Below are 23,921 nucleotides of genomic sequence, written 5' to 3' on the forward strand. Positions count from 1 at the left end.
TGCAATAAGAAAAGCCCGGATGAAGCCGGGCTTAAAAAGATGTATCATAAATAAAAATCTATACGTCCTGCATTACCCAGATCACCCGTCCTACGACATATTTTTCCTGATCTTCAACAGCAATATACTGCTCAGGATGTTTATCGTCTTCAGGGCGCAGAATAAAACGTGAATTTTCAGGATCAAAGAAAACTCTACGAATAACTACACCCTGATGAGGAACATGTACTGCGTAAATATCTCCAGCCATGAGTCTTCTTTGCGTATCATCAATTCCAGCAAAAGCATCTCTCCTGATAGCAGGCTCCATGGAAGAACCTTCAACCTTAAGTACGATCAGAGATGTTCTGTAAAAAGTTTCCGGTATATTCAGTTCAGAAATCTGCTGTGGCTTCCATGTATCAGCACTGACATCTTCTCCGGCCATTGAAGAAACCGGTACAATCCTGCCTCTGGACTGGATTTGACCATACTGCGCGGTTGTCTCGCTTAAAATAGTATCAGCAGCTATTTTTCCTTTATCCGGTTTAAGATAAACAGGCTCAATCCCGTCAGACAACCACTCAGGATTTAGGCCGTGAGTTCTGTAAAGTTTGACATACCATTCAGCGGGAATAGAGCTCCGCCTTTTTGCATCAGAGATGCTGGACTGACGTATATTGAGAATTTCGGCAAGCTGAACTTGAGTCCTGGTGCCGGTAGCCTTTTTAATTCTTTCCAAGCTTTCATCAAACCATTTTGACACGCCCTAACCTCCTGAGAAAATTCTGTGCAAATAAATCAAGATAAAGTAATTATGCTAAAAATTAGCTGAGAGAAAATGCACCCATCATTTCCCGTTGAACAACTCTTGAATAGAAATACCCTGTAGCGCTTTTAGCATGAAATCCTATAGCAGCAAAGGACTTATACAATGCATCTTAATACAGTAGAAAACACCTGTATTGCAACTTATGTAAATTATTTTACCAACAAGGCCTAATCACATAACCATATAATGCATATACACTATATTAAATACATACTACACGTATTATTTATAACAATATTACAAATAGCAATATAGCTTAATAAATATAAAGTTCAAAATTAATAACCTTGCTTCAACACTCAACAGCGAAAAAACGAACATGACTTAAACAGTGCCCTATGTAAGCTTTTCTTACCAACGAAAGCAAGAACACATATAGTATACAAAGATTCCACTCATCTTCGATAACTGCCAATTATAAACTATAAAATTAATGATCACCAAAAGGAAGAATGAAGTAAAAATTGTTGCCTCCATCATGAGGCTCATAACCGACTTCACCACCATGCAACTCTACAACCTGACGGACAAAGAAGAGTCCATGACCTGAGCCATACTCATTGCCCACATTTGCACTTCGAAATCCGGCCTGAAATAGTTTTTCTCGATCACATTCAGGCAGGTGGGTACCGGTAGTAAAGACATTAAGTTTAAGGCCATCCCAACCATTTTTAAAATAATCAGGGATTATATCCCACCCATAAGCTGTAAATTTATCTTCCCTGCCGTCCCCTATTGTCGCTTTCCGAGTATACTTGACCGCATTGGAAAAGAGGTTGGCATAAACCTGAGAAATAAGGCCGATATCAGCAATAATCCGAACTTCTTGATCTGGAACTCCGCCCATACTGACATCAAGCCTTATCCCGCGATCTTCAAAACGTGAACGATAGCGCTCTAATTGAGGCTCAATAATCTGCTTCAAAAGATTACACGGCCGCTTTTCAACTATATATCGTCCTTCCTCAAAATGTTGGCGCCGTAGCAATGTTTCCAGAAAAAGGCTGGTTTGCTCGTAATGGCTGTGTATTTCATTAAACTGAGAAACGAGCCCTAAATACATTAGTTCAAGACTAGAACGAATCTGCTCCGGAGTCATTTTATCTATCTCCAGTTCAAGCAATCGTATATTTTCAATTCTATCCCGCAACCTGTTATAAAATAACTTAAAATACATATTTGGAACTATAACATTATGCCCGACATCTTTAACCAGATTTCGAACAAAACCAAGATGCTCCTGTCCTTTGCGACGCATCAGCTTACTGTGCAGTTGAAACCCTACTCGATTGACATATTTTTCAAAAAATAAAGACTGATGAGGATAAAGATTTTTAATCTCATACAATTCAAAACAACCGATAACCTCTCCGGCGGGTTTGAATGGAAGCTGATCAACCAACTCAATATTACCGCGAATGGGAACAAAAAGATGTCCCGATTTATACGTTTTTTCCAAAGGTATTGAAGTGCATACAGGCCCTTTTGTTTCAGTACGCCCCACAGGAACAAACTCGTCCGGACCTATAGCAAGATAAAGTCTGCATTCATAATCAAATAAAAATTTTGGAACAGCAGTACAGACAGCAAAAAAATCTTCAAGTGTGTCAAATTCTTGAGCTAGATCAAAAAAAATCATTAAAGCTCGCTTCTCTGTAGCTGAAAAGCTGTAATCCTTATAGTCATCCAATTTTTCATGGATACGCCTCTTAATGGACAGCAATCTTTCCGGACTGATATCGGCCGACAGATGTACTCCTTCCCCAAGCATATCAGCAAGTTTATCAGAATATACGTCTGCGCTCTTTTTTATGTTTTCCATGATGTTTCCTTGAATATTCTACAAGAGTTACTGATTACACCATACGGACCGTAGCAAAAAGGAGCAAGCTGAAAGCATATTTTTTCACCCCGGACAATGTTTACTGCGCACTAATTTTATGAGAGAGTCCGCCATCATCTCTACCACGGAAGAAACATGCCCGAAATTATACTTATCCAAATATCCGGCGAGGACAAAGCCGGCCTGACTTCTGCTCTTACAGAAGTACTGGCTGGCTATGGTATTGATATCCTTGATATCGGCCAAAGTGTCATACACAATCAGCTTATCCTGGGTATACTCATACATATCCCACAGGAATCCGAATCAGCACCAGTACTTAAAGATATCATGTTCAAGGGTTATGAACTAGGCGTTAATGTAAAATTTAAACCTATTGAAAGTGATAAATATATGGACTGGGTGAATGCGCAGGGAAAACCCAGACATATTATCACCCTAGTCGCGCGTAAAGCAAGCGGCACAGCAATTTCAAAGGTAGCGAATATAGTAGCTGAGAACGGCCTGAACATTGATATGATACATCGTCTTTCAGGACGAATACCTATGAACGGTGAACTTATCCCCAGACAGGCATGTGTTGAATTTTCAGTACGCGGCACGCCCCAAAATCTGGATCTCATGCGCTCCAGCTTTCTGACTATGGCTACAGAAGAACAGGTAGATATTGCATTACAGGAAGACAATGTATTCCGACGCAATAGACGGCTTGTTGCCTTTGACATGGACTCTACCCTTATACAGGCCGAAGTCATTGATGAACTCGCTAAGGCAGCCGGTTCCGGAGATCTGGTCAGCAGCATCACGGAGTCTGCTATGCGGGGGGAAATAGATTTTCAGGAAAGCTTACGCCAGAGGCTTGCCACTTTAAAAGGACTTGATGAATCTGTTATGGTCGAAATAGCTCAGAATCTTCCTATCACTGAAGGAGCAGAACGACTTATCTCCAACCTTAAGAAATTTGGGTACAAAACAGCTATTATTTCAGGTGGATTCACTTATTTTGGAGAGAAACTGCAAGAACGCCTTGGTGTTGATTATGTGTATGCCAACAGACTTGAAATTAAAGACGGCAAACTTACTGGAGGAGTCATAGGTGATATCGTGGACGGCCCTAAGAAAGCTGAATTACTCCGCAAAATAGCTGAAAAAGAACAGATCAGTCTACAACAGGCTATTGCTGTCGGTGACGGGGCAAATGACCTGCCAATGCTATCTATTGCCGGTCTAGGAATTGCTTTTCATGCCAAGCCCAAAGTCAAAAAAGATGCCCGGCAATCCATATCCCACTTCGGACTGGACTCTATCCTTTATCTCATCGGATTGCGTGACAGAGAAATGGACTAACATCACCTGTAATTATAAAAACCAAAAGGTAGCCACAGACAAAAATGTCAGTGGCTACCTTTTTTATTATCACATTTATTTAAAAAAATAATAATTCGGAAGCAATCTATTTATTGGCAGGAGCTGATTTAGGTGGAAATACGAGCAAGGTAACCCGCCGATTACGTTTTTGATTTTCAGGAATACTCTTACCATTTTCATCTGTATTAGGATACATCGGCGCTGTATCAGCCATCCCGAGAACCTTAATTCTTTTTTTGCTGAAACCATTCTTAAGAAGATAACGGGCAACAGCACTAGCTCTGGCCGAAGATAGTTCCCAGTTAGACGGGAATTGCTTGGAGTGCATAGGGATATTATCTGAATGCCCTTCAACAACAATATCGTAGGGAGACTTTGCCAGCGTGGGAACAATCTGGTTAAGCACCTTGATAGCCGGTGGAGTCAAGTCGGCTTTTCCGCTTTTGAAAAAGAACTCTCCTTTAAGAATAATGGCAACAGAATCAGGGCGCATTTTAATTTTAAGAGCATCTGTCTCTCTCCCCACAAGGCGTGACATCTCAATCTGCATCTCAAAGATATTACGCTGATCTTTGCTGACAGACATTCTTGCAATAGGAGCTCCGTCAGGGGTTCTACCTTTAACCTCAACCCCCATTGCCTCAGCAAGTGATTCAGAAACATCTTTATATTTATTCTGATCAACGTCTGCGATAGTAAGAAGCAATACAAAAAAACAAAGCAAAAGAGTCATCATATCGGCCAGAGTAAGGGCCCAGCCCCCTTCTTCTCCACCCTGTGCAGGCTTTTTCAACTGAAAATTGTCTGCCATAGTCCCTCCAGTTACTTCTTGGCCTTAACAGTGGCCCACTTACGGGGAGGCAGATAGCCTTTAAGCTTATCCATCACAATTGCTGAAGGGGTCTTATCTTTGATGAAAAGAATACCATCGCGAATTACCTGCATAAGCAATGTGATTTCGTCGATACGCTTTTCAACTTTGATGGCAATAGGCATGAACAGCATATTTGAAAAAAGAGCTCCGTAAAGAGTCGTTGTCAGTGCCGTAGCCATAGCCGGTCCGATAGCCGCAATATCAGCCCCCATACCCTGCATCATAGCAATAAGACCTATAAGAGTTCCGATGATACCAAAAGCCGGAGACAGGGTGGACATAGTACGATAAATACCCGCTGCACTGTACTCCTGTTCATGATACTGCTGAATACGGTTATCAAGGATCTCCTTAATTTCCTCTTTGGAATATCCATCCACAAGCATCTGCAACCCTTCACGTAAAAATTCATTTTCAATCTTTTTAAGGTTGCCTTCCAGGTGCTCTTCACCTTTTGCTGCGACCTGTTTGGACAGACCGACAATAACATTGATATAATTTTCAAGCGGAAGTTCATCTGCGCCCATGGCCATCATGAAAACTTTAAGTACACGCATGACTTCACGCAACGGATAACAGATAAAAGTAGAAGCAATCGTTCCACCACCTACGATGGCAATACCGGGTAGATTAATAAATACATCTACTGAATCAGTTGAGGTATATGTTGCCACCATAAGGATAGCTATACCAAAAAAAATACCTATTATAGTTGCTATGTTCACTTAGTTTCTCCCCCTTTAATCTCCCTGACCATTTGAAACAATTCGTTTACAGCATCTTCGGCATCAGATTCATCTACGTGCTCCCTGACTTCATCCTGAACAACTTTGGCTATTTTCTTTGCAAGATTTGATAAAATTTTCTTCCGGGCATCTTCCTCGGCAACACTCATCAACAGACCAAGCTTATGATAACCTAAGCGAGTAAATACTTCCTTTAAGGTAGCGTTGTCCACATATACAATATCTTCAATATCTTCCAATTCAGAAATTTCTTTCTTCTTTTTAGTAACCTTACTAAAATAGTCGGGCTCTTTTTCAGAAGCCCAAGCACTGACCTTGTTCCTATCAAACATAAACATAGTTTCAGGAAAATCTTCCTGTCCTATTTTCTTATAAAGCACCTTTGGGTCACTACCAAGCATATCTGCAATCTCATAGATATCTACTATTTGCAGTTCAGAAACAGAAGAATAGGCTGTCTGTTGCAGTTCTTTGAAGAGGTTTGTAGTTACTTCAACAAAATTTACAGGATCTGCAATCTGAATAAACCGGTCCGGAAATGCTTTTCCGGTACGCAGGTCACTGACTTCAATAATTTTCAAACTCTTAAGTTTATTTATAACAATATCTATTTCAGACTGAGAAACAAGAATAATACCTCGAACAGTCTTACAAAATTTGCTGTACTCCAGACCAAGATCATGATTGCGCTCTTTTCTGGCCAGATCCTTGGGCATACATGTATGAGTCTGATAGGCAAGATCTAAAATCCTACAAATACTAGTAAAATTATTCATATGCCCCTTAGGAGAGATCATCTCTCCCGTACGGGCCAAACGCTTAACCAATAAGCGGGTCATATATTGAATTGTTCTCGGGCATTGATCCAAAAGTTTCAAAATAATCTGGTCAGTCAGTACAACAAGGTCACAATATTCAGCGGCCTCGGCATTGGCAGAACGGTCTCCTTTAGCAATAATCCCCATTTCACCAAAAATTTCCCCCTCACCCAACTTTGCAAGGATTATCTTCTCATTATTCTGGATCTTGAAAATATTCACCGCGCCCTTTTTAATCATATAGGCAACGGAACTCTCTTGTCCTTCTTTGAAAATTTCCTGTCCCCGGTAAAAGGACTTAACATTAGGACTGCTGGCCCCCATTTAAAAACTCCTCAGTACTGCCCTGTTCCGCTAAATGAATATAAAAAATCCGCCATAGTGCTTGCTCGAGCTTCAGACATCACTATTCGACAAATCAACTGGTTACGCTTCTACAAATCTCATATTTCTAAGTCTTAATATATCTTAGTTCATAATAAAGGACAATACTCCATAAAATAACCTTTATAAATAGCGAAATAATTTTAAAAAAAAGAATCACTTCGCCGTATATTCCAATGATTGTATCACCTGAAACAACAGCAGAACAGCTTTTATAATAAAGTAAATGAAAGAACTTATCGACTTGCTTCCAAAAAACTTTAACCTTACTCCATATTAACCTGTTCCGAAGAAATACAAATATTGATATGTTAGTATAACTTCATAAGAACTCCAGCTAATTAAAAGACCCTTTTAACTTTGGAAAATATAATGAGCACTGAATTAAATCTCTTACTTGGGCATTTGGCTGTTGTCGGCGGCTTTTCGCTGGCTGCAATACTGGTCTTATCCATTTTGCGAAAACAAAAAACTTCATCGGCAGCCTTTGCATGGATTATGGCTATCTTCTTCGCCCCGTATATCGGAGTCCCCTTTTATTTAATTTTCGGTGGACGTAAGCTCAAACGAGATGCCCACACCAAAAAAGATATACATCTTGAAGTGCAGGAAACAGTTCCCAGAGAAGAGGCCGATCCCATTGACAGTCTGCTTCGCGAGTATGGCATCCCCGGAGCTACGGTAGGAAATGATGTTCGCTTGTGTCCGACTGGAATTGATATATATAATGAATTGGTCAGCTTAATTGAAAATGCTGAGCATCAAATACTAATTACCACTTTCATATTATCGCGCGATGATGTTGGAAAAGATATTGTCCAACGCCTTGCACGAAAAGTTGCCGCAGGAGTAACAGTACGGTTACTTCTTGATGATATCGGATCAATGTTTACTACGCGTCGTTTTTTAAAAAAACTTATCGACAACGGTGGAAAGGTTGCCTACTTCATGCCCCTGTTCAGAGCTCCTTTTCATGGAAAGACCAACCTGCGCAACCATCGCAAAATAGCTATTGCCGATCAGAAAATAGTACTTGCCGGCGGAACCAATATTGCAAATGAATATATAGGCCCCAAAGAATGTGAAGAGCGCTGGACAGATCTTTCATTTGTACTTCAAGGACCTGCTGTACGCCATTATCTTGAAGTTTTTCAGTCTGACTGGCTTTTTGCAGCCGGTGAGAAAGTAAACATCATCCCACCATGCACGTCTGAAACTCCTGTTAAAGGTGATGGTATCGTGCAGATTGTTCCATCTGGACCGGACGTGCCGCGAGACCCCGTTCATGACGCTCTGCTTACTGCGGCCTATACTGCAGAAAAAAGACTATGGTTTGTCACACCATATTATGTACCCGATGAGGCATTGGCACAGGCTCTCAGGCTGGCAGCTCAGCGCGGTGTTGATGTTCAAGTTGTCATCCCGGCTAAATCTAACCATAAGCTTGCTGACTTAGCCCGCGGAACTCATTTGCGAGAACTGAATGAACGCGGTGGAAAAATTATTAAATACCCGCATATGGTTCACGCCAAAGTAGTTGTCGTTGACGACAGACTTTCCGTTGTAGGTTCAGCAAATATGGATATGCGCAGCCTGTTTCTCAACTATGAAATAGTCATGTTCTCATATTCAAAACCAGAAATAGAGCAAGTTCATAATTGGGTTAAAAATTTGATGATGGAAAGCACGAAAGGAGTTCAACCGGTTGGATTCGTCCGTGATACCGTTGAAGGGATAGCCCGCCTGATGGCCCCACTCTTATAAGCAGGATCAACAAACAATCCGGATTGACCCTACATAACCAGAGCTCTACATATGATAACAGATTAAATGTTTGGCTCAGGCCTGTTTATACAATAATTAGCATGTGGTGCATTTTATTATATGAAAAAAATACTATTGATTATGACATTCACGCTTATTGCGACTTTAGGATTTGCTGCAAGTTGCTTTGCATGGGGCCCCGGCGTTCATATGGCTATAGGAAATGCACTGCTGGCGAATCCCGATGTTCTTCCTGCCGCAGTGGCACGCCTTCTTTTAACCAACTCAGCCATTTTTCTATATGGATGTTTAAGTGCCGATATTTTTATAGGCAAAGGAAGTAAGGCGAAACGTAAACACAGCCATAACTGGAAAACAGGGTTTGCTCTGCTTAATGAAGCAACTGAACCACATCTTGAAGCTTATTCCCTTGGCTATCTGTCACATCTTGCTGCCGATATCATCGCTCATAACTACTATGTACCCAACCTCATGCATCAAGCTCCTGCTGGAGGCAGATTAAGCCATGTTTATATAGAAATGCTGGCTGATGATCAGGCCAATTGGTCTGCGCAGCAGGCTACAAAAATTTTCAGGCAGGCCAATGGAGAGGCGGACCTAAACTTACGTAAACACATGGATGCAAAAAAACTAAGTTTTTTCCTGAAAAAAAGCGTTTTTCATCAAACCATCGGTTTACTGGAATATAAGACTGTCACCCGTTCACTAAACTTTTCAAAAAAAGTCATTCCGGCATATCAGAATGACTATCTGCACTCTGCCCTGGACTATTCGTACCGGGTTGTTGTTGATATGCTGCAAGACCCAAATAACGCTGTCGCACTTAATTTCGACCCTATAGGCAGTAAGAATATCGGCATAGCCACATATGAAAATAGCTGGCGCAACGCACTAAAACGTCCCACTCCTTTTTCACTTAGCTTTAAAATAGATCCGCAGATAATAGAACTGCCACAAAAAAACGGTGTATCCCTTTTATTCAAGACTCCCCAGAAGAGATCATCTTATGCTTCATCCTTGTGAGAGGACAATTAAAATTTTCCCACAACTGATTTAAATAACCTTAAGTCTCGGCTTATTTTTTTGTTTTTTTACAATTCGAAAAAATTATCAGCCCCTAATCAGAATTAAATTCTAAACACAGCTGCAGAACAGAGCTAAAATTGCCATTTTTTTTAACACCTGCGAACTTATTTCTGATAAAAGTCACTTAAACATCAATTATGCATATTCATAGTACCTTTCATATTGTACGACTGTAACTTTTGAAAAATTAATCTTATAAGTACGAATACTGCATTAATACTGCACAAATACAACATAGAAATATATTTTTTTATCTAAAAGTAACAAAGTAGATCCATTAATTTTTAATTTCTAGCTCATGTTAACGCATGCATTAAAATTTACAAAATTGGTAAACTTTTATATCTAAAAATATTTAATTCTTTATTTTCAATTATATACATATTCAATTTATGTTTCAATATTGTAAATGTGTCTACTCACGGACACACTTGAGAAAAATTTCACCAACGTATTGATCATGAAATCAACGGTGTCTGAATTCTGACACATATAACTTATGGACTTTATCACTATATCACAAATGATTGATTTATATAGTATAATTTACAAACAACTGTACTGAACATTATTTGCTATGCATTTCCATTTTTTACATTACTTACTGTTGACTTGCATCTAACTCGGGCATAGTTGGGAATCAAGAACAACGCAAATCAAACCAATTTTTTTGGAGGAATATAATATGTACGCAATCGGAACCATCAAGGCTTGGGCCGCTACCCGCGCAGCACGTAACGACAGCGAAATGCACCACAGCTTCCATGCCGTGCTGACTATTGCAACTCTCGGTCTCTGGCTTCCAGTCTGGACCGTTGCAGCTATCCGCTCAGGTAAGCGCAGTCGTGCAGCAATGAGAAGCTCTCTTGTAGACCTGCGTCACATAGAGCGCCTTGAAATATCCCCTGAATATCGTCGTCAGCTTGCACGTATGTCCTAATTAAGGCTTAAGGCATTGGGATTTTTAACAACTCCCACTGCCATCAAACTATACTTCTTCCAAGCCCTGTGCTCGATAATATCGGGTACAGGGCTTTTCTGTTTCCATGTAGCATTAACATCCTTTGCCATAGTACTTTCATTCTGATATTTTCTCCCAAACAATGGAGCGTACCCATGAAAAAACTATTCATATTCATATTACTGTCTGTCCTGTTATGTGGTTGCCAGCCTAAAATGAATCTTTTCCCTGACGGAACAGATCCACTACTAGAACAAACTCTTCAAGGGGAAGGCCCTGATAAAGTTCTTGTTATCACAGTAGCCGGAACTATTTCAGATGAAGGTAAACGTGGACTTTTCGGAACAGAGCCAAGTATTGTTCAAGAGGTATCTTCCAGACTGAAACTTGCTGAAAAAGATGTGTCTATTAAGGCCCTTGTTATCAAAATAAACTCCCCAGGCGGAACTGTTACAGCAAGCGATATTCTGTATAATGAGATTATGCTTTTCAAAGAAAAGACCGGAGCGAAGGTTGTTGTATCCATGATGGATATCGCTGCTTCAGGAGGTTATTATATAAGCCTGCCTGCAGACACAATAATGGCACACCCGACGACCCTGACAGGATCAATCGGGGTAATTTTCATTCGCCCCAAAATTGACGGATTGATGGATAAAATTGGTATTTCGGTTGAAGTATCCAAGTCCGGTCGCAATAAAGATATGGGCTTTCCTTTTAAACCGGACACAGTTGAACAAAAACAGATCATCGACGAAATCATCAAAAATTATGCAAATCGTTTTCAAGCACTTGTAAAGAAACATCGTTCTATATCTGATAAAAAGCTCCAAAAAATATTTACAGCACAAGTATTTAGTGCTGAAGGAGCAAAAAAAGCCGGGCTTATAGACAATCTGGGTTATCTGACGGACGCAGTTGAAAAAGCATGTGAACTTGCAGGAATACCTAAGAATTCAAAAGTAATCGCCTATAAACGTAAATCCTATCCTAATGACACATTATATAACTCAGCGTCATCAAAGGTTTTTAATCCTGCTCTCATAAATATTGATACAGGTAATCTATTACCACCAAGCGCAGGTTTTCATTATCTCTGGATGCCTGCAGTACATTAATCATAACCTGACAGCTTTGCTTTCCTAAAAAAAAAATGTATGAACTGCACGTTTGCCCATCCGGCAACAAAAATTAACCGGAGGACGATTTGAAAAGAACCTGCCTGCTTTTAAGCCTTACCATGCTTATTTCATTTGCTTTTCTTGCCGGTTGTACTCAGGAAACTCAAAACCGCATAGGCCGTTCTATTCAAAACTGGACCGGCGTCTCCGGAGTTCTTGAAGTCTATTCCGGTGGCAAGCTTGTTAAGCGTTTCATCAAAATAGATAAGCTTTCAACTGCATCAGGTACCAAAGAAAGAATACAGCGTCCTTACAGATTTGGGTACGGCGTCCTTGACGCCAACCAGAATGGCAAAGCAGATCCTAATGAAAAGAAGGTCTACTTTGAATTCAGTGACTACTCAACAAACTATGTCTTTTTTGAAGACCCTGACATAAAAGAATAATTATTTAAGCCGGACCAAATGGTCCGGCATTTTTTTGCCTATGAAAAAATGCATCAAAGCGGCTAGAGCCGTTACAATGACAGATTGTGAAGATCTGATTAAAGATTTTGCCCTGATCCATGACGGGGACCGGATTCTGAAAACAGGAGTTTGGTCTGACCTCAAAAAGGACTTTTCCGGTAAAGTTACAGATATGGGAGATGTAACAATTGTCCCTGGTCTGATTAATTCTCATATTCACCTCGAACTGTCCCATCTCAAAGATAAGACAGTAGAGGGACAAGGATTTACCAGCTGGGTTAAATCACTTCTGTCTAATCCGCTCTATGAGCTGGAAGAGAAAGCGATATGCTGTGCGCTGCAATTTATGCTTGAAAACGGAACTGTTTTCTGCGCAGATATTTCAACCCGTAATTGTGCTCAGATAGCTTCAATTATGGATAATTCTGGAATCGGTTTTTATGCCTTTTGCGAAGCTATTGGCCTGCATACCCCATCTGCAAAATCTAAATTTTTCCCTAATAAAAAATTCCGCAATGGACATACTGCCGGAGCCGGACATTCACTATACTCGACCTCTCCTGAACTTTTGCAGGCAGTAAAAAATGCTGACAATGACGCAGGAATGCCTTTCTCCATTCATCTTGCTGAGAATGTTGAGGAAGACGAAATTATCGCACATGGAACTGGAGAATTTGCCGCTATGCTCAAAAGGGCCGGGATGCTTGCCGACTGCGGTAACAAAGGGCTGACACCGGTAGAATATGCCGACTCAATCACTCTGCTTGATGAAACGACCCTTGCCATCCATTGTGTAAAAATTTCAGAAAAAGACATTCAAATACTTGCTGACCGCAAGGTGAATGTCTGCCTATGTCCACGCTCCAATAAATATATTGGAGAAGGACGGGCACCATGGGAAAAAATTATATCATCAGGTATTAATACCTGTCTGGGGACAGACAGTATTGCTTCAAACTACGATCTTAATATGTGGAACGAGCTGGAGTACCTGCTGAAAAACATTGAAAAGCCCATAAGCGGTCATAAAGCCTTATCACTGGTTACGAGCAATAGTGCCAAGGCACTTAAGATAGATGAATTATACGGATCTCTTGAAGAGGGTAAAAAGGCGGTATTTGCTACCGTTCCCGCCCATCTTGAAGATCTTTTGTTCTAATAACTTTTTTCAGCCTTACTCCATGAAGGCTGCACAAAGAGGTTTTTATGGAATGGCAGCATAAAGATTTGCTGGATATTACACAGCTCAGTAAAATGGAAGTACAGCATGTTTTTGAAACAGCTACATATTTTCAGGAAATTAACTCCCGTCCGGTTAAAAAAGTACCAACATTGAAAGGCCATAGCGTGGTCCTTTTTTTTGCTGAACCGAGCACAAGAACTAAAGTTTCATTTGATATGGCCGGAAAAAGACTTTCCTGCGATACCTTCTCACTTGCAAAAAGCTCAAGCAGTCTGACTAAGGGGGAAACCTTAAAAGACACTGCACTGACTTTACAAGCAATGAATCCGGACGGTATTGTTCTGCGCCACTGGGCCAGCGGAGCAGCCTCTTTTCTTGCTGAACGCCTTGATTGCAGCGTAATCAACGCTGGGGACGGTCGTCATGCCCACCCCACTCAGGCTCTACTTGATGGATTTACCCTTTATCAGGAATGGGGCTCCCTTGAGGGAAAAACGGTCCTCATCCTCGGAGATATTGCTCACAGCCGAGTGGCCAGATCCAACGTGATCATGCTGACCATGATGGGTGCAAATGTACGTTTATGCGGACCACGCACTCTACTGCCTAATTATCTTAAGAACTGGCCTGTAAAAGTATACTCAGATATTAATGAAGCGTCTAAAGGAGTTGATGCCATTATGTGTCTGCGTTTACAGCTTGAACGCCAGCAGGCAGGCCTTCTGCCGGACACCCGTGAATATTCAAAATACTTCGGGCTGGGCTATGGGCAAATAGAACTTGCAGCCCCTGACGTTAAAATAATGCACCCCGGCCCTGTCAATCGCGGGGTTGAAATTTCATCTGAACTAGCTGACAGCCCGGCAAGTCTCATACTTGATCAGGTTGCAAGCGGTGTCGCGACCCGCATGGCCCTGCTTTACCTTTATCTAACCCGTAAGAATAACTAAGGAGGATTCACCATGACAAATCCAGAGCTGGTAATCCGCAAAGCGGTATGGAAAGGTGAAGAAGTCGATCTTCTCGTTTTGAAAGGTAAAATTTTAGATGTGATCCCATCCAGCGATGCTATGTATGAGGGCGCTGAAGTAGTTGCAGCCCGTGGTCTGCTGCTAATGCCTAGCCTGACTGATGTTCATGCTCACCTGCGTGAACCCGGATTTGAATATAAAGAAGATATTGCCTCAGGCCTGAAAGCAGCTGTTCACGGTGGTTTCTCAAACATCATGTGCATGGCTAACACTGATCCAGTCAATGATAACAGCGTGATCACAGATGAAATGATCGCCAAAGCCCGAAAGGCATTCCCTGAAGGCGGCCCAAGGCTGTTCCCAATCGGAGCTTTGACCAAGCATCTTGAAGGGTCTGAACTGGCTCCTATGCATGAACTTGCCGAAGCAGGATGTGTTGCATTTTCCAATGATGGTGTCCCTGTAAAAAACAGTGAAATATTCCGACGTGCAATGGAGTATGCCTCAGATACAGGGAAACCGGTTATTGATCACTGTGAAGACCCCTACCTTGAACCGGCTGCAGGAGTTAATGAAGGTATGACTTCAAGTCTGCTGGGACTTGCCGGACAGCCTGATGTGGCGGAAGCTTCGCAGGTTGCCCGTGATGTATTACTGGCGGAATATCTTGATATGCATATCCATCTGGCCCATATCTCGTGCCGTAAATCAGTTGACCTCATTGCCTGGGCAAAAAAACGCGGAGTAAAGGTAACTGCTGAAACCTGTCCTCATTACCTCCTGCTGACTGAAGAAGCGCTCCAGGGATACGGAACAGACACTAAAGTCAACCCGCCTCTTCGCACTGATGATGATGTAAATGCTTTATTTTCCGGTATCAAAGACGGTACAATTGATATGTTTGCAACTGATCATGCCCCGCATGCTGCTCATGAAAAAGAAGTTGAGTTTATGATTGCCCCCTGTGGAATATCAGGTCTTGATACTGCCCTGCCACTCACATGGTCATTGGTTGCGGACGGTAAAATCAGTTTTGACGATTTTATTAGAATGTGGACAACATCCCCTTGTGAAATATTTGATCTGCCACTGAATAATTTCAAGAAGGGAGACCCAGCTGATTTCTTCCTCTTTGATCCTACTGAAGAATGGACACTCAGCCCTGAAAATATGCATTCTAAAGGAAAAAACACTCCTTTCATGGGACAAACCCTGAAAGGACGTGTCATAAGCCATTTCCTTAGCGGAAAAAAAATAGTATGACCTCTTTAACAGGTAGCGTATAAGACTGTTAAATACGGTAAAGATTAATAAATTTACATAGTTGATCTATATCTGCTTTATTTTAAGCAGACTGTTTATTTTTGATAAGGAGATTTTAATGAGCGAACCTTTCAAGGACGCGGTGGGTATCTGCAAAACCATCATGCGTAACGGCTATGATGCTTACATCATCAATGAAAGACTTCAAAAGTTAACCATTGAGGATAAGGGAAAAGAGATTGAACTGGACATTTCCACCGAGCTTGATTTCAAAGGCTTGTCCAAACTCTTTCCAAACATCCAGCCCTCTGAAAAGAGCGGAGTTGCGGCTGTACTGAATGAAGGTGGCAGCGTCTTCCTTTTTTACACATCCGAAGCCAGCAACTCTTCACACCCTGAGGAATGCATTTCCCGCATGACTCCAAGGCTTCTCAAGGTATTGGAAAAACAACATAAAATACCTTTATCTGCAGCATGTCCATACATTCCAAAAGCTAAAGATAACTATGAAGGATTTGCAGAGCTTTCAAGTGGTGAAGTCTGCCTTCTCGGTATTCCAGACCAGACTCTGAAAAAAGATTATCTCATGGGAATCAGGGCGTTGCGCTTTGCTGCCAACTATAACCTGCCCATCGAAACAAACACGAAAATAGCTATCATCAGATCTTGCAAGCGTATACTTGATTACGTTCCGGTTCGTGAGATTATGGATGAATGGCGAAAAGTTGAAGCTGAAAACATGTATGTTTTCGTTGCCTTACTTTTTGAAACCATGATCCTGCACGGCCTTATCCCTGAAGTAGCGGCACTTTCCCGCCTGACTCAGGTGAAGAACAGTAAGACAGGTGAAACAGAGGATGTATTCCACCACACTCTGGATGTAATGCGTCTATACCCTGAGGAACTTCCCTATGACTGGTTCGGCGTCGTTGCGTGCCTTTTCCATGATGTTGGTAAGTTATATACAGCTGAAGAAGTAGAAGGAAGCTGGCAGTTCCTTCAGCATCATCGCGTCGGAGCCAATGCAACAAGAAAGATTCTGACCCGTCTTAACTTCCCTCAGGAAGATGTAGACCTCATCTGTGATCTTGTCCGCAATCATATGCGTTTCCACTTCATGCTCACTGACAAAGGTATCAGAAAATTCAAAGCAATTGATGAATACCCTCGTCTTATCGAAATGGTCCGCGCTGACATTAAAGCCCGCGATACCACCTACAAGGAATTCAACCACAACCTCAAAATGCTTGAGCGTGCAGATATTCCTGAAGAAGCACTTGATCCGTTCCTTAACGGTAATGAGATCATGCAGCATACCGGTCTAAAACCAGGACCTGTAGTAGGTATTATCCGTGAAACCCTGCTGAAAGCTCAGATTGCAGGTGATGTAAGCACCATGGATGAAGCCATTGAATTCGTTATTGATCAGGCCAAAAAATCCTAATCTACCGAATTAACAATATCAAAAAAATCCCCAGTATGTTTTCATGCCGGGGATTTTTTTTACAACCAATCTAAAATAACAATTTATAATTAAAAATTACTTACCAAAATATTTCCCATAAATATCAGATTACTACATTTCACAAAGACCTTCTTCCATGTCGTTACGAAGATGTCCCTGTCCGGTGGATTCGAGTACTGCACGCCAATAATCAGAGCGAATATTAAGTTTCTTACGTTTGGTCGTCACAAGCTCAAGTGGCAAGTGAACGTATCTGGCCTGAAGCCTACTTACGACCATCCCTGTTTTCCCAGCCATAGCGGCATGAACCGCATGCTGGCCTAAGAATCCACAATAAACACAATCATTTGCATTAGCTGGAACCGAGCGAATAATGTAGCTGGGGTCAATAAATTTTAAGGTAAACTCTTTACCAACATCACGAAAATGATCCTTGATTCTACGAATGATCAAAGTGCAGATATCGCATAGAACAGGGTTACCTGATGCATCTTTTTCACCGGTATATTCACATTGCTCCTGCCCGGCCCCTTCAGCACACACAATCACAGCATGCTGGCGTTCATCAAGTCTTTTCTCCAGTGAACGGAGAAGCCCGAATTCACCGTCAAACTCAAACGGGTGTTCCGGAACGAGAACAAAGTTAACATCTTTTAATGCAAGGGTTGCCTGTGCGGCGATAAAACCGGACTCACGCCCCATAAGCTTGACAAGACCAATGCCGTTGACAACCCCCAGAGACTCTACGTGTGCAGACTGAATTGCCTCGGTAGCCTTATCTACCGCAGTATCGAACCCAAAAGATTTGGTCACAAAATTAATATCATTATCAATAGTTTTTGGCACACCGATAATAGAAATTTTAATTTTACGTTTTGTGATCTCGGTAACAATTCTTTTGGCTGCTCGCATGGTACCGTCACCACCGATCATAAACAAGACTGAGATATTCATCCTCTCTAAAGCATCAACAATCTCTTCTGCATCCTGAGGACCTCTGGAGGAACCAAGAATGGTACCGCCAAACTGGTGTATGTTGGCAACTTTTTCGGCCGTCAATTCAACTACATCATGCCCGTACTTGGGAATAAAACCCTGTAATCCGAACTTAATGCCGAGTACAGACGGGACCTTATAAAGATAGTGTGCTTCAAGGACAATTGAACGGATCACATCATTCAAACCGGGACAAAGCCCCCCGCATGTGACAATTGCACATTTAGTCTTTGAAGGGTCAAAATATGTAAAAGCGCGCGGACCTGCCTTTTCAAATTCCTGATAAACTGAATTACCGACAGATGAATCCATTTCCTCTTCTGCCAGGTTAACAAGTGTCCTTTCCTGATCATCAAGAAAAACACATCTTTTAAGCGGCGAAGGAATTTTGGCTTTTCCAAGTACTGGAATCTCAATCTCGGTAATAATAGCGTCTTTATTTTTTGTAGTCTTTCTCGGCACGTTAAACCTCCTGTGGAAAAATTCTTCCACCAGTCAAAATATAAAAAATCTATCTAATCTTCCCCTCAACGAGTGGAACCCATTGAGCCGGTTTATCAGCCAAAATAGTTTCTCTGATAGGCAGTTCCATGGGATGAGGATTCTTTTTTGCATAATTGCCAGCTAACTCCCACCATAAATAGAACCCCTTCCCTTCTATATACCGGCTATAGAGCATCTGCGATCCTTTTTGGCATACGGGATCATATAAACGAAAAGAACTCCTTCCTACCGTGTAGACACCCTTTTTCGGTGATATCATTTTCCAGTCATCAGTATCAATTTCAATATTTTTTTTGCCATCCAAGGTACTATAGTATCTGGTTTCTCCATCAAGGTCACGAACTCTAAGCAACTTTTCTTTTACAGATTGGGAAACAATAAACATAGGCCGTCCAAGATGTTCAGTGATTTTCCAGCGGTCTACGCCTGTGGAATATACCAAAACACCATTCTGCTCATAGATCCAAGAGGGTTCCTGCTTTAATGCTTCTGTCTTTTTTACTATTGAACGCTTACTTAAATCCCAATATATTTCTTTGCCATCCTCGATAGACAGACATACTACGTACCCTGACATTCTGACAGAAACAAAAGGTCCACCGGGGACTAGATCTGCGGACAATGGTGAATGATTCTTCATACCCCATTTAATTATTTTACCCGAGGCTTCAATAGCTACCAAGACCCCCTGTCCAGGTGTAAAACCAAGATAAAGAGGGGTCCCCTCCATAATAGATATTTCTTTTAACGGTCCGGTAACCGGTCCGCACAACAGTCCATTAAAACTGTCTATGAGCGCCATCCAGTCACCCGTACGGGAAACAGACATCATCTTCACAGGACCGTGTTCAACCGGTATATCACCGGGAATTCTAGTACACTTTTCAAGGTCGTATACGTATAGCTTTTCACCCAGTTTAGAGGTAGCAGCCAGAGTAGGACTACCGGGACCATAACCGACACTCTCTGCACCGCCTCCTCCCGGTAACTTCAATTTGCTGCACTTATATTTGCTCCAGACACGTATACTTCCATCATTAAGAGCTGCTGCAAGTCCCTCCTCGTTTCCTGCATATGATGAAACTCCTCCTGCAATAATAGGCACAGCCTTTTCACGCTTAACTGAAATATACAGTTTGTCTTCAAGTCCTTCTAAAGGGGGATCATAAAGTTTCGCAGCGCTGACATATTCACTGCCCATGAGCTTTGAGACATAATCTTTAAGTGACCTGGTTGTTCCTTTATTTAGCTGTCTAGGAACATCAATATAGAATTCTCCGACTCTTTCACGAGACGCAGCCTTAAGTTCCATGGGTTGTGCTGCAATAACAGCAATAGTAAGTATCATGGCTGAAATATTCAAATATCTTAAAATCATCCTTTTATCCCTTGGATTTATTACTATGTAAGGTTATGCGTTCGACGATGCTTTTATAATAAGTATCTTCCTCGTCAATGGAAATTTTCATACCCCGAGAATTCTTTACCCTTTCAAGAAGAAGATTAACCTTCTGGATTTGTTTATAACGCTCTTTTTCATCTTCCATATGTTCAAGCAAATCAAGGGCAGAATGGATATCTTTTCTGAGTTGCATTTCAGGAGGCAGATATCCAGCATTTTTTAAGGCCTTATATGCCATACGTAAATCAGGAGGAATCATGGAATCATCTTCGTATTCGATAGGTCTTCCAGAGCAGGAAAGATTCTCAAAATCACCTTTGTGCTCTGCTTCTTTAATTTTGGCTTCTGCTATTGCATGTATAAAATACATATCTCATTCTATTTTTGGGATAACTGAGCGTGATCAAGCCCGTCTATCCAGATTATGGTTTTGTTCATGAGTGACTCCACAGCAGAATTTGCGGCGGCAGCAAGACTATTACCGTCAATTGATTTTACAGGAGCAGATGCATCTATCAATTTCCGGGATAACAAAATTTTACCGCTGCTATCCCATAGAGAATACCTCACTGCTACAGTAAACTCATCCTTTGTGCCTTGTTGTAATTCAAAAGAGGTTATCACGCCGGAGAGGACAAGCGACCGTTCAATTCCCGGCCGGTATGGTGTAACAACTTCATAATTATCCAAACAATTTAATGCCGGCCCCGCTATCACATCGAATATTTCTGCCGGAGTTCCTTCCCAGCTCCATCTATAATTTGGATTTAGAACGGAGCCTACAGCAAAAATTACAGTTTCACGATCAAGCGAAGGCAAGCTTGTATACCGCTTGATAATCATCTTCGGTGCATGTGATTTAACTTTTTCACAATTAGAACCGCTTTTAATTCCATCTCCTATACGCAGATAGGATGGCTCAATTGATTTTCCACCAAAACATCCACCTGCAAACACAACAAATATTATTAAAATTAAAATGTTCTTATTCATCTGAAGCCCCTTTAGGCGGGTTGAACACCTGCCACGGACGTTCACGAAGAGATCTTGCCAGTCGATTCATTTCACGCGAAAGCCTGTTTATATTAACAAGGATCATTTCCAACTCTTCCTGATCATATTCCATGTTTCTGCTAAGGTCTTTTGTCAGTACTTCTATACCGTCTACAGCCCGAACGACCTGCCCATCAACATTAAGCAAAGTCTTACTCAGATTTCCTTCAAGAGCTAAGAGAACATCTTCTATCTTTTGCAATGTGTCTGCAACCTCAGCCGTTAACAGTGTGATACTTTTTGAACCGGTATGCATCGCTGACGCCCCGGTTCTGGAAAGATTTTTCCATTCTTTACCAAATGAAACTAACGTTGCATTTGTTTGTGACAAAAGCGCAGGAGCCATTTCAAGACTTTTTTCGATGTTAGACATGTTTTTATCAGAAAAGAGCTTCTCAAAGCCTCTTACAGCCTTTTCGAGTTGTGGAACCAGTTTGGCTATGGATTTCCCCATTTCAGCAGCCACATCATTCATGCTCATAAAAATTGCAGCAGGAATCTGCGCTCCAATCGGTAATTTTTGGCCGGCCTCTCCATTAAGCTGCAATAAAATATAGTTATCACCAACCAGCCCTTTCTGGGTAACTGTGGCCACTGTCCCTTCGTAGAGAGGAAAGTCTTCATCAATATTAATTATTACAGATATTTTACCGGGATTAGACGGTTCAACTTCTATTGACTTAACCTTCCCGATACTCAGTCCTGCGTATTTAACAGGACGTCCTGACGTAAGGTCCTTCACATTATGAAATAAAATTTTATATTGAGAATAGTTTGAAAAAAAATCATGTCCTCCAAGGAAGATAATAAAAAGACCAAGCACAATCATTCCCGCAACAGCGGCCAAAGCGGCTTTGATAATATCTTTTGCAGAACTGCGGGGATTTAGTACCATAAACTTCTCCCAAGCTTAAACTCTACTTCGAAACATTACTGCCCGTTCCATATTATCATCAAGCTTAGTAGGCCTGCGTTCCAGAAAATTGATAATATATGGATCATCAGAATTACGCAGTCCTTCAAGATCACCTTGATAAAGACACATATTTTTATGCAATACTACAACGAAGTCGGCAATATTAAAAAGGCTGTCCAGATCATGAGTAACAACTATAGTTGTTACATTAAAAGTTTCTTTGAGCTTTAAGATCAACTGATCAAGATCAGCGGCTGTTATCGGGTCCAGACCGGAAGAAGGTTCATCACAAAGCAATGTGGTAGGGTCCATAACCATTGCTCGTGCAAGCCCTGCTCTTTTGCGCATGCCTCCTGAGAGCTGGCTCGGAAAATAGTGAATGAAATCTCCAAGTCCCACCATGCGTAACTTCATCATCACAACTTCTTCAATTATTGAATCAGGCAGCTCAGTATGCTCCTGTAATGGAAGAGCAACATTTTCGCCTAAAGTAAGTGACCCCAGCATTGCGCCATCCTGAAACAACACTCCCATACGAGTCCTGATTTTAGTATAAGCCTGCTCATCACTTAAATCTGTAAGATTTGTTTTTCCTAAAAATATTTCTCCAGATACAGGAGTATTAAGCCCAAGTATATGACGCAGAAGAGTTGATTTACCACAACCTGAACCACCTAAAATAACACTTATTTTACCTGCTGGAAGAACTGCACTCAAGTTTTCCATCAAAACTTTACCCGGATAACCGAGGCTTAATTCTTTGAGGATTATGTCCTGAGCAAGTCTTGATGATTTCATGATTGATCACCTGAATATAAAATTAAGAGCTGTAAAAAATAGATCCAATAAAATTATCATAAAAATTGATATTACCACAGAATTCGTTGTTTTACGACCAACATCAGCTGCTCCTTCACGCGCCAGAAATCCTTGCCAACACCCAATAACGGTAATTGCAACAGCAAAACCGACACTTTTAACTAATCCAGCCAATACGTCATGCAGTTGCAAAAACTCTACTGAATTATTGAAATATGTAGTTTCGTTGATACCAAGAGCAACGGCAGAAAATACTCCACCAGAAAAAATTCCAATGAAATCAGACCAGATAGTCAGACAGGGAACCATAATCAGCATAGCAATCAATTTGGGAACAACAAGAAAACGGACGGGTTCGATACCCATAACTTCAAGGGCATCAATTTCTTCTGAAATCTGCATGGTCGCAATTTCAGCAGTAAAGGCGGCACCGGAACGTCCAGTGACAATAATAGCTGTAAGTAAGGGCCCAAGCTCGCGGATAATGGTCACCCCGACGAGATTGGCTACGTAGCTTATAGCTCCTACTTTTTCCAGCTGCTGTGCAGATTGCAGAGCCAGAATGATTCCCGTACAGGCAGAAATAACACTTACAATGGGAATTGAATCTGCCCCGACTTGAGCCAAATCACGGAAAAGACGTTTTCGATAAAAAGATTTTTTTTTACCCGATCTTAGACGCAAGCATGCCATTAATCTTGAGATCATCCATGCGAGCACCTGCAATCCGTTCATATAACCGTACTCCCAGTCTATTTATGAAGCACTATTTCATCCCGAATAAAGATTTAACTTGAGTGAGATTGAGCAACCTATCCACTTGATCAGTTACGGCTATTATTTTTACACTTCTGCCGTCTTTATCAAGTATTTTTCTGAGCTCAATTAAAGAGGCCAGCCCTGAACTATCAAGATATTCCAATTCAGAAAGATCAACCTGAACAAGGCCGGATGTTTTACTTACAAAATTATGCATTTCATCTCTGAGTTCAGGTGTTCCTGTAAAATCAACCTCACCCGTTATCTTGATCAGCACTTCCTCAATAGAGGATTCAAATTTCCAGCCTACCCCCATATGCGCTCCT

General features: G+C 41.4%; 23 protein-coding genes. 10 read left to right on the forward strand and 13 right to left on the reverse strand.

The genetic code is table 11. The features are described 5' to 3' along the window. Positions 1–58: 58 nt before the first annotated feature. Entirely contained in the window at positions 59–745 is a 687-nt protein-coding gene (locus H589_RS0102470; protein WP_027720563.1) for a LexA family transcriptional regulator, read from the reverse strand. A 496-nt stretch (positions 746–1,241) separates the two neighbouring features. Beyond that, on the reverse strand, positions 1,242–2,633 hold the full coding sequence (locus tag H589_RS0102475; RefSeq protein WP_027720564.1) for a sensor histidine kinase: 1,392 nt from the start codon (positions 2,631–2,633) through the stop codon (positions 1,242–1,244). A gap of 156 nt (positions 2,634–2,789) precedes the next feature. Between H589_RS0102475 and serB the strand changes: the two genes are divergently transcribed. Then, positions 2,790–4,001, forward strand: coding sequence for a phosphoserine phosphatase SerB (gene serB / locus H589_RS0102480; RefSeq protein ID WP_027720565.1), 1,212 nt, complete (start codon positions 2,790–2,792; stop codon positions 3,999–4,001). A gap of 106 nt (positions 4,002–4,107) precedes the next feature. Here serB and H589_RS0102485 read toward each other — a convergent pair whose 3' ends face one another. The 3 genes from H589_RS0102485 to H589_RS0102495 are packed head-to-tail and all read right to left on the reverse strand — an operon-like array spanning position 4,108 to position 6,784. Then, complete coding sequence (locus tag H589_RS0102485; protein ID WP_027720566.1) at positions 4,108–4,833, reverse strand: OmpA/MotB family protein; 726 nt, start codon at positions 4,831–4,833, stop codon at positions 4,108–4,110. An 11-nt stretch (positions 4,834–4,844) separates the two neighbouring features. Then, on the reverse strand, positions 4,845–5,621 hold the full coding sequence (locus H589_RS0102490; protein ID WP_027720567.1) for a motility protein A: 777 nt from the start codon (positions 5,619–5,621) through the stop codon (positions 4,845–4,847). Then, positions 5,618–6,784 carry a cyclic nucleotide-binding domain-containing protein gene (locus tag H589_RS0102495; protein WP_027720568.1) on the reverse strand — a complete coding sequence of 389 codons (1,167 nt, stop codon included), beginning with the start codon at positions 6,782–6,784 and terminating at the stop codon, positions 5,618–5,620. Before H589_RS0102495 ends, H589_RS0102490 begins: the two co-directional genes overlap by 4 nt. A gap of 432 nt (positions 6,785–7,216) precedes the next feature. On the opposite strand from H589_RS0102495, the gene H589_RS0102500 reads away from it, so the two are divergent. The 9 genes from H589_RS0102500 (at position 7,217) to H589_RS0102545 (ending at position 17,125) form a co-directional block, all read left to right on the forward strand. Continuing rightward, positions 7,217–8,608 (forward strand): phospholipase D-like domain-containing protein, encoded by a 1,392-nt coding sequence (locus H589_RS0102500; RefSeq protein ID WP_035074693.1) that lies wholly within the window; start codon positions 7,217–7,219, stop codon positions 8,606–8,608. Between the two features lie 120 nt (positions 8,609–8,728). Next, positions 8,729–9,652: a zinc dependent phospholipase C family protein gene (locus H589_RS0102505; RefSeq protein WP_027720570.1), complete on the forward strand. Its 924-nt coding sequence runs from the start codon at positions 8,729–8,731 to the stop codon at positions 9,650–9,652. 748 nt (positions 9,653–10,400) lie between these two features. Next, positions 10,401–10,655 (forward strand): hypothetical protein, encoded by a 255-nt coding sequence (locus H589_RS0102510; protein WP_027720571.1) that lies wholly within the window; start codon positions 10,401–10,403, stop codon positions 10,653–10,655. A 176-nt stretch (positions 10,656–10,831) separates the two neighbouring features. Beyond that, positions 10,832–11,794: a signal peptide peptidase SppA gene (gene sppA, locus H589_RS0102520; RefSeq protein ID WP_027720572.1), complete on the forward strand. Its 963-nt coding sequence runs from the start codon at positions 10,832–10,834 to the stop codon at positions 11,792–11,794. 89 nt (positions 11,795–11,883) lie between these two features. Further along, positions 11,884–12,243 carry a hypothetical protein gene (locus tag H589_RS0102525; RefSeq protein WP_027720573.1) on the forward strand — a complete coding sequence of 120 codons (360 nt, stop codon included), beginning with the start codon at positions 11,884–11,886 and terminating at the stop codon, positions 12,241–12,243. Between the two features lie 76 nt (positions 12,244–12,319). Then, positions 12,320–13,423, forward strand: coding sequence for an amidohydrolase family protein (locus tag H589_RS0102530; protein ID WP_245577027.1), 1,104 nt, complete (start codon positions 12,320–12,322; stop codon positions 13,421–13,423). A 47-nt stretch (positions 13,424–13,470) separates the two neighbouring features. Further along, positions 13,471–14,397, forward strand: coding sequence for an aspartate carbamoyltransferase catalytic subunit (locus tag H589_RS0102535; protein ID WP_027720575.1), 927 nt, complete (start codon positions 13,471–13,473; stop codon positions 14,395–14,397). A 12-nt stretch (positions 14,398–14,409) separates the two neighbouring features. Then, positions 14,410–15,681 (forward strand): dihydroorotase, encoded by a 1,272-nt coding sequence (locus H589_RS0102540; RefSeq protein WP_027720576.1) that lies wholly within the window; start codon positions 14,410–14,412, stop codon positions 15,679–15,681. A 118-nt stretch (positions 15,682–15,799) separates the two neighbouring features. Then, a complete protein-coding gene (locus H589_RS0102545; RefSeq protein WP_027720577.1) occupies positions 15,800–17,125 on the forward strand; it encodes an HD domain-containing protein in 1,326 nt (441 codons plus the stop codon). Between the two features lie 132 nt (positions 17,126–17,257). On the opposite strand, the gene H589_RS0102550 is transcribed toward H589_RS0102545, so the two are convergent. From H589_RS0102550 to H589_RS0102585, 8 genes are read right to left on the reverse strand one after another with little or no spacing between them, the layout of a single operon-like run. Beyond that, positions 17,258–18,604, reverse strand: a complete 1,347-nt coding sequence (locus H589_RS0102550; RefSeq protein WP_051249592.1) for an ATP-dependent 6-phosphofructokinase — start codon at positions 18,602–18,604, stop codon at positions 17,258–17,260. A 49-nt stretch (positions 18,605–18,653) separates the two neighbouring features. After that, positions 18,654–20,024: a WD40 repeat domain-containing protein gene (locus H589_RS0102555; protein WP_027720579.1), complete on the reverse strand. Its 1,371-nt coding sequence runs from the start codon at positions 20,022–20,024 to the stop codon at positions 18,654–18,656. A 4-nt stretch (positions 20,025–20,028) separates the two neighbouring features. Next, positions 20,029–20,418: a DnaJ family domain-containing protein gene (locus H589_RS0102560; protein ID WP_027720580.1), complete on the reverse strand. Its 390-nt coding sequence runs from the start codon at positions 20,416–20,418 to the stop codon at positions 20,029–20,031. A gap of 8 nt (positions 20,419–20,426) precedes the next feature. Beyond that, complete coding sequence (locus H589_RS0102565; protein WP_027720581.1) at positions 20,427–21,041, reverse strand: hypothetical protein; 615 nt, start codon at positions 21,039–21,041, stop codon at positions 20,427–20,429. Further along, positions 21,034–21,996 (reverse strand): MlaD family protein, encoded by a 963-nt coding sequence (locus tag H589_RS0102570; RefSeq protein WP_027720582.1) that lies wholly within the window; start codon positions 21,994–21,996, stop codon positions 21,034–21,036. The genes H589_RS0102565 and H589_RS0102570 overlap by 8 nt, the downstream gene beginning before the upstream one ends. Before the next feature lie 15 nt (positions 21,997–22,011). Further along, positions 22,012–22,815: an ABC transporter ATP-binding protein gene (locus H589_RS0102575; RefSeq protein WP_027720583.1), complete on the reverse strand. Its 804-nt coding sequence runs from the start codon at positions 22,813–22,815 to the stop codon at positions 22,012–22,014. Positions 22,816–22,821: 6 nt separating this feature from the next. Further along, positions 22,822–23,571 carry an MlaE family ABC transporter permease gene (locus tag H589_RS0102580; protein ID WP_027720584.1) on the reverse strand — a complete coding sequence of 250 codons (750 nt, stop codon included), beginning with the start codon at positions 23,569–23,571 and terminating at the stop codon, positions 22,822–22,824. Positions 23,572–23,602: 31 nt separating this feature from the next. Further along, positions 23,603–23,911 carry an STAS domain-containing protein gene (locus tag H589_RS0102585; protein ID WP_027720585.1) on the reverse strand — a complete coding sequence of 103 codons (309 nt, stop codon included), beginning with the start codon at positions 23,909–23,911 and terminating at the stop codon, positions 23,603–23,605. Positions 23,912–23,921: the final 10 nt, after the last annotated feature.

The sequence above is a fragment of the Maridesulfovibrio zosterae DSM 11974 genome (assembly GCF_000425265.1).
In the GTDB taxonomy this organism is placed as follows: Bacteria; Desulfobacterota; Desulfovibrionia; order Desulfovibrionales; family Desulfovibrionaceae; genus Maridesulfovibrio; species Maridesulfovibrio zosterae.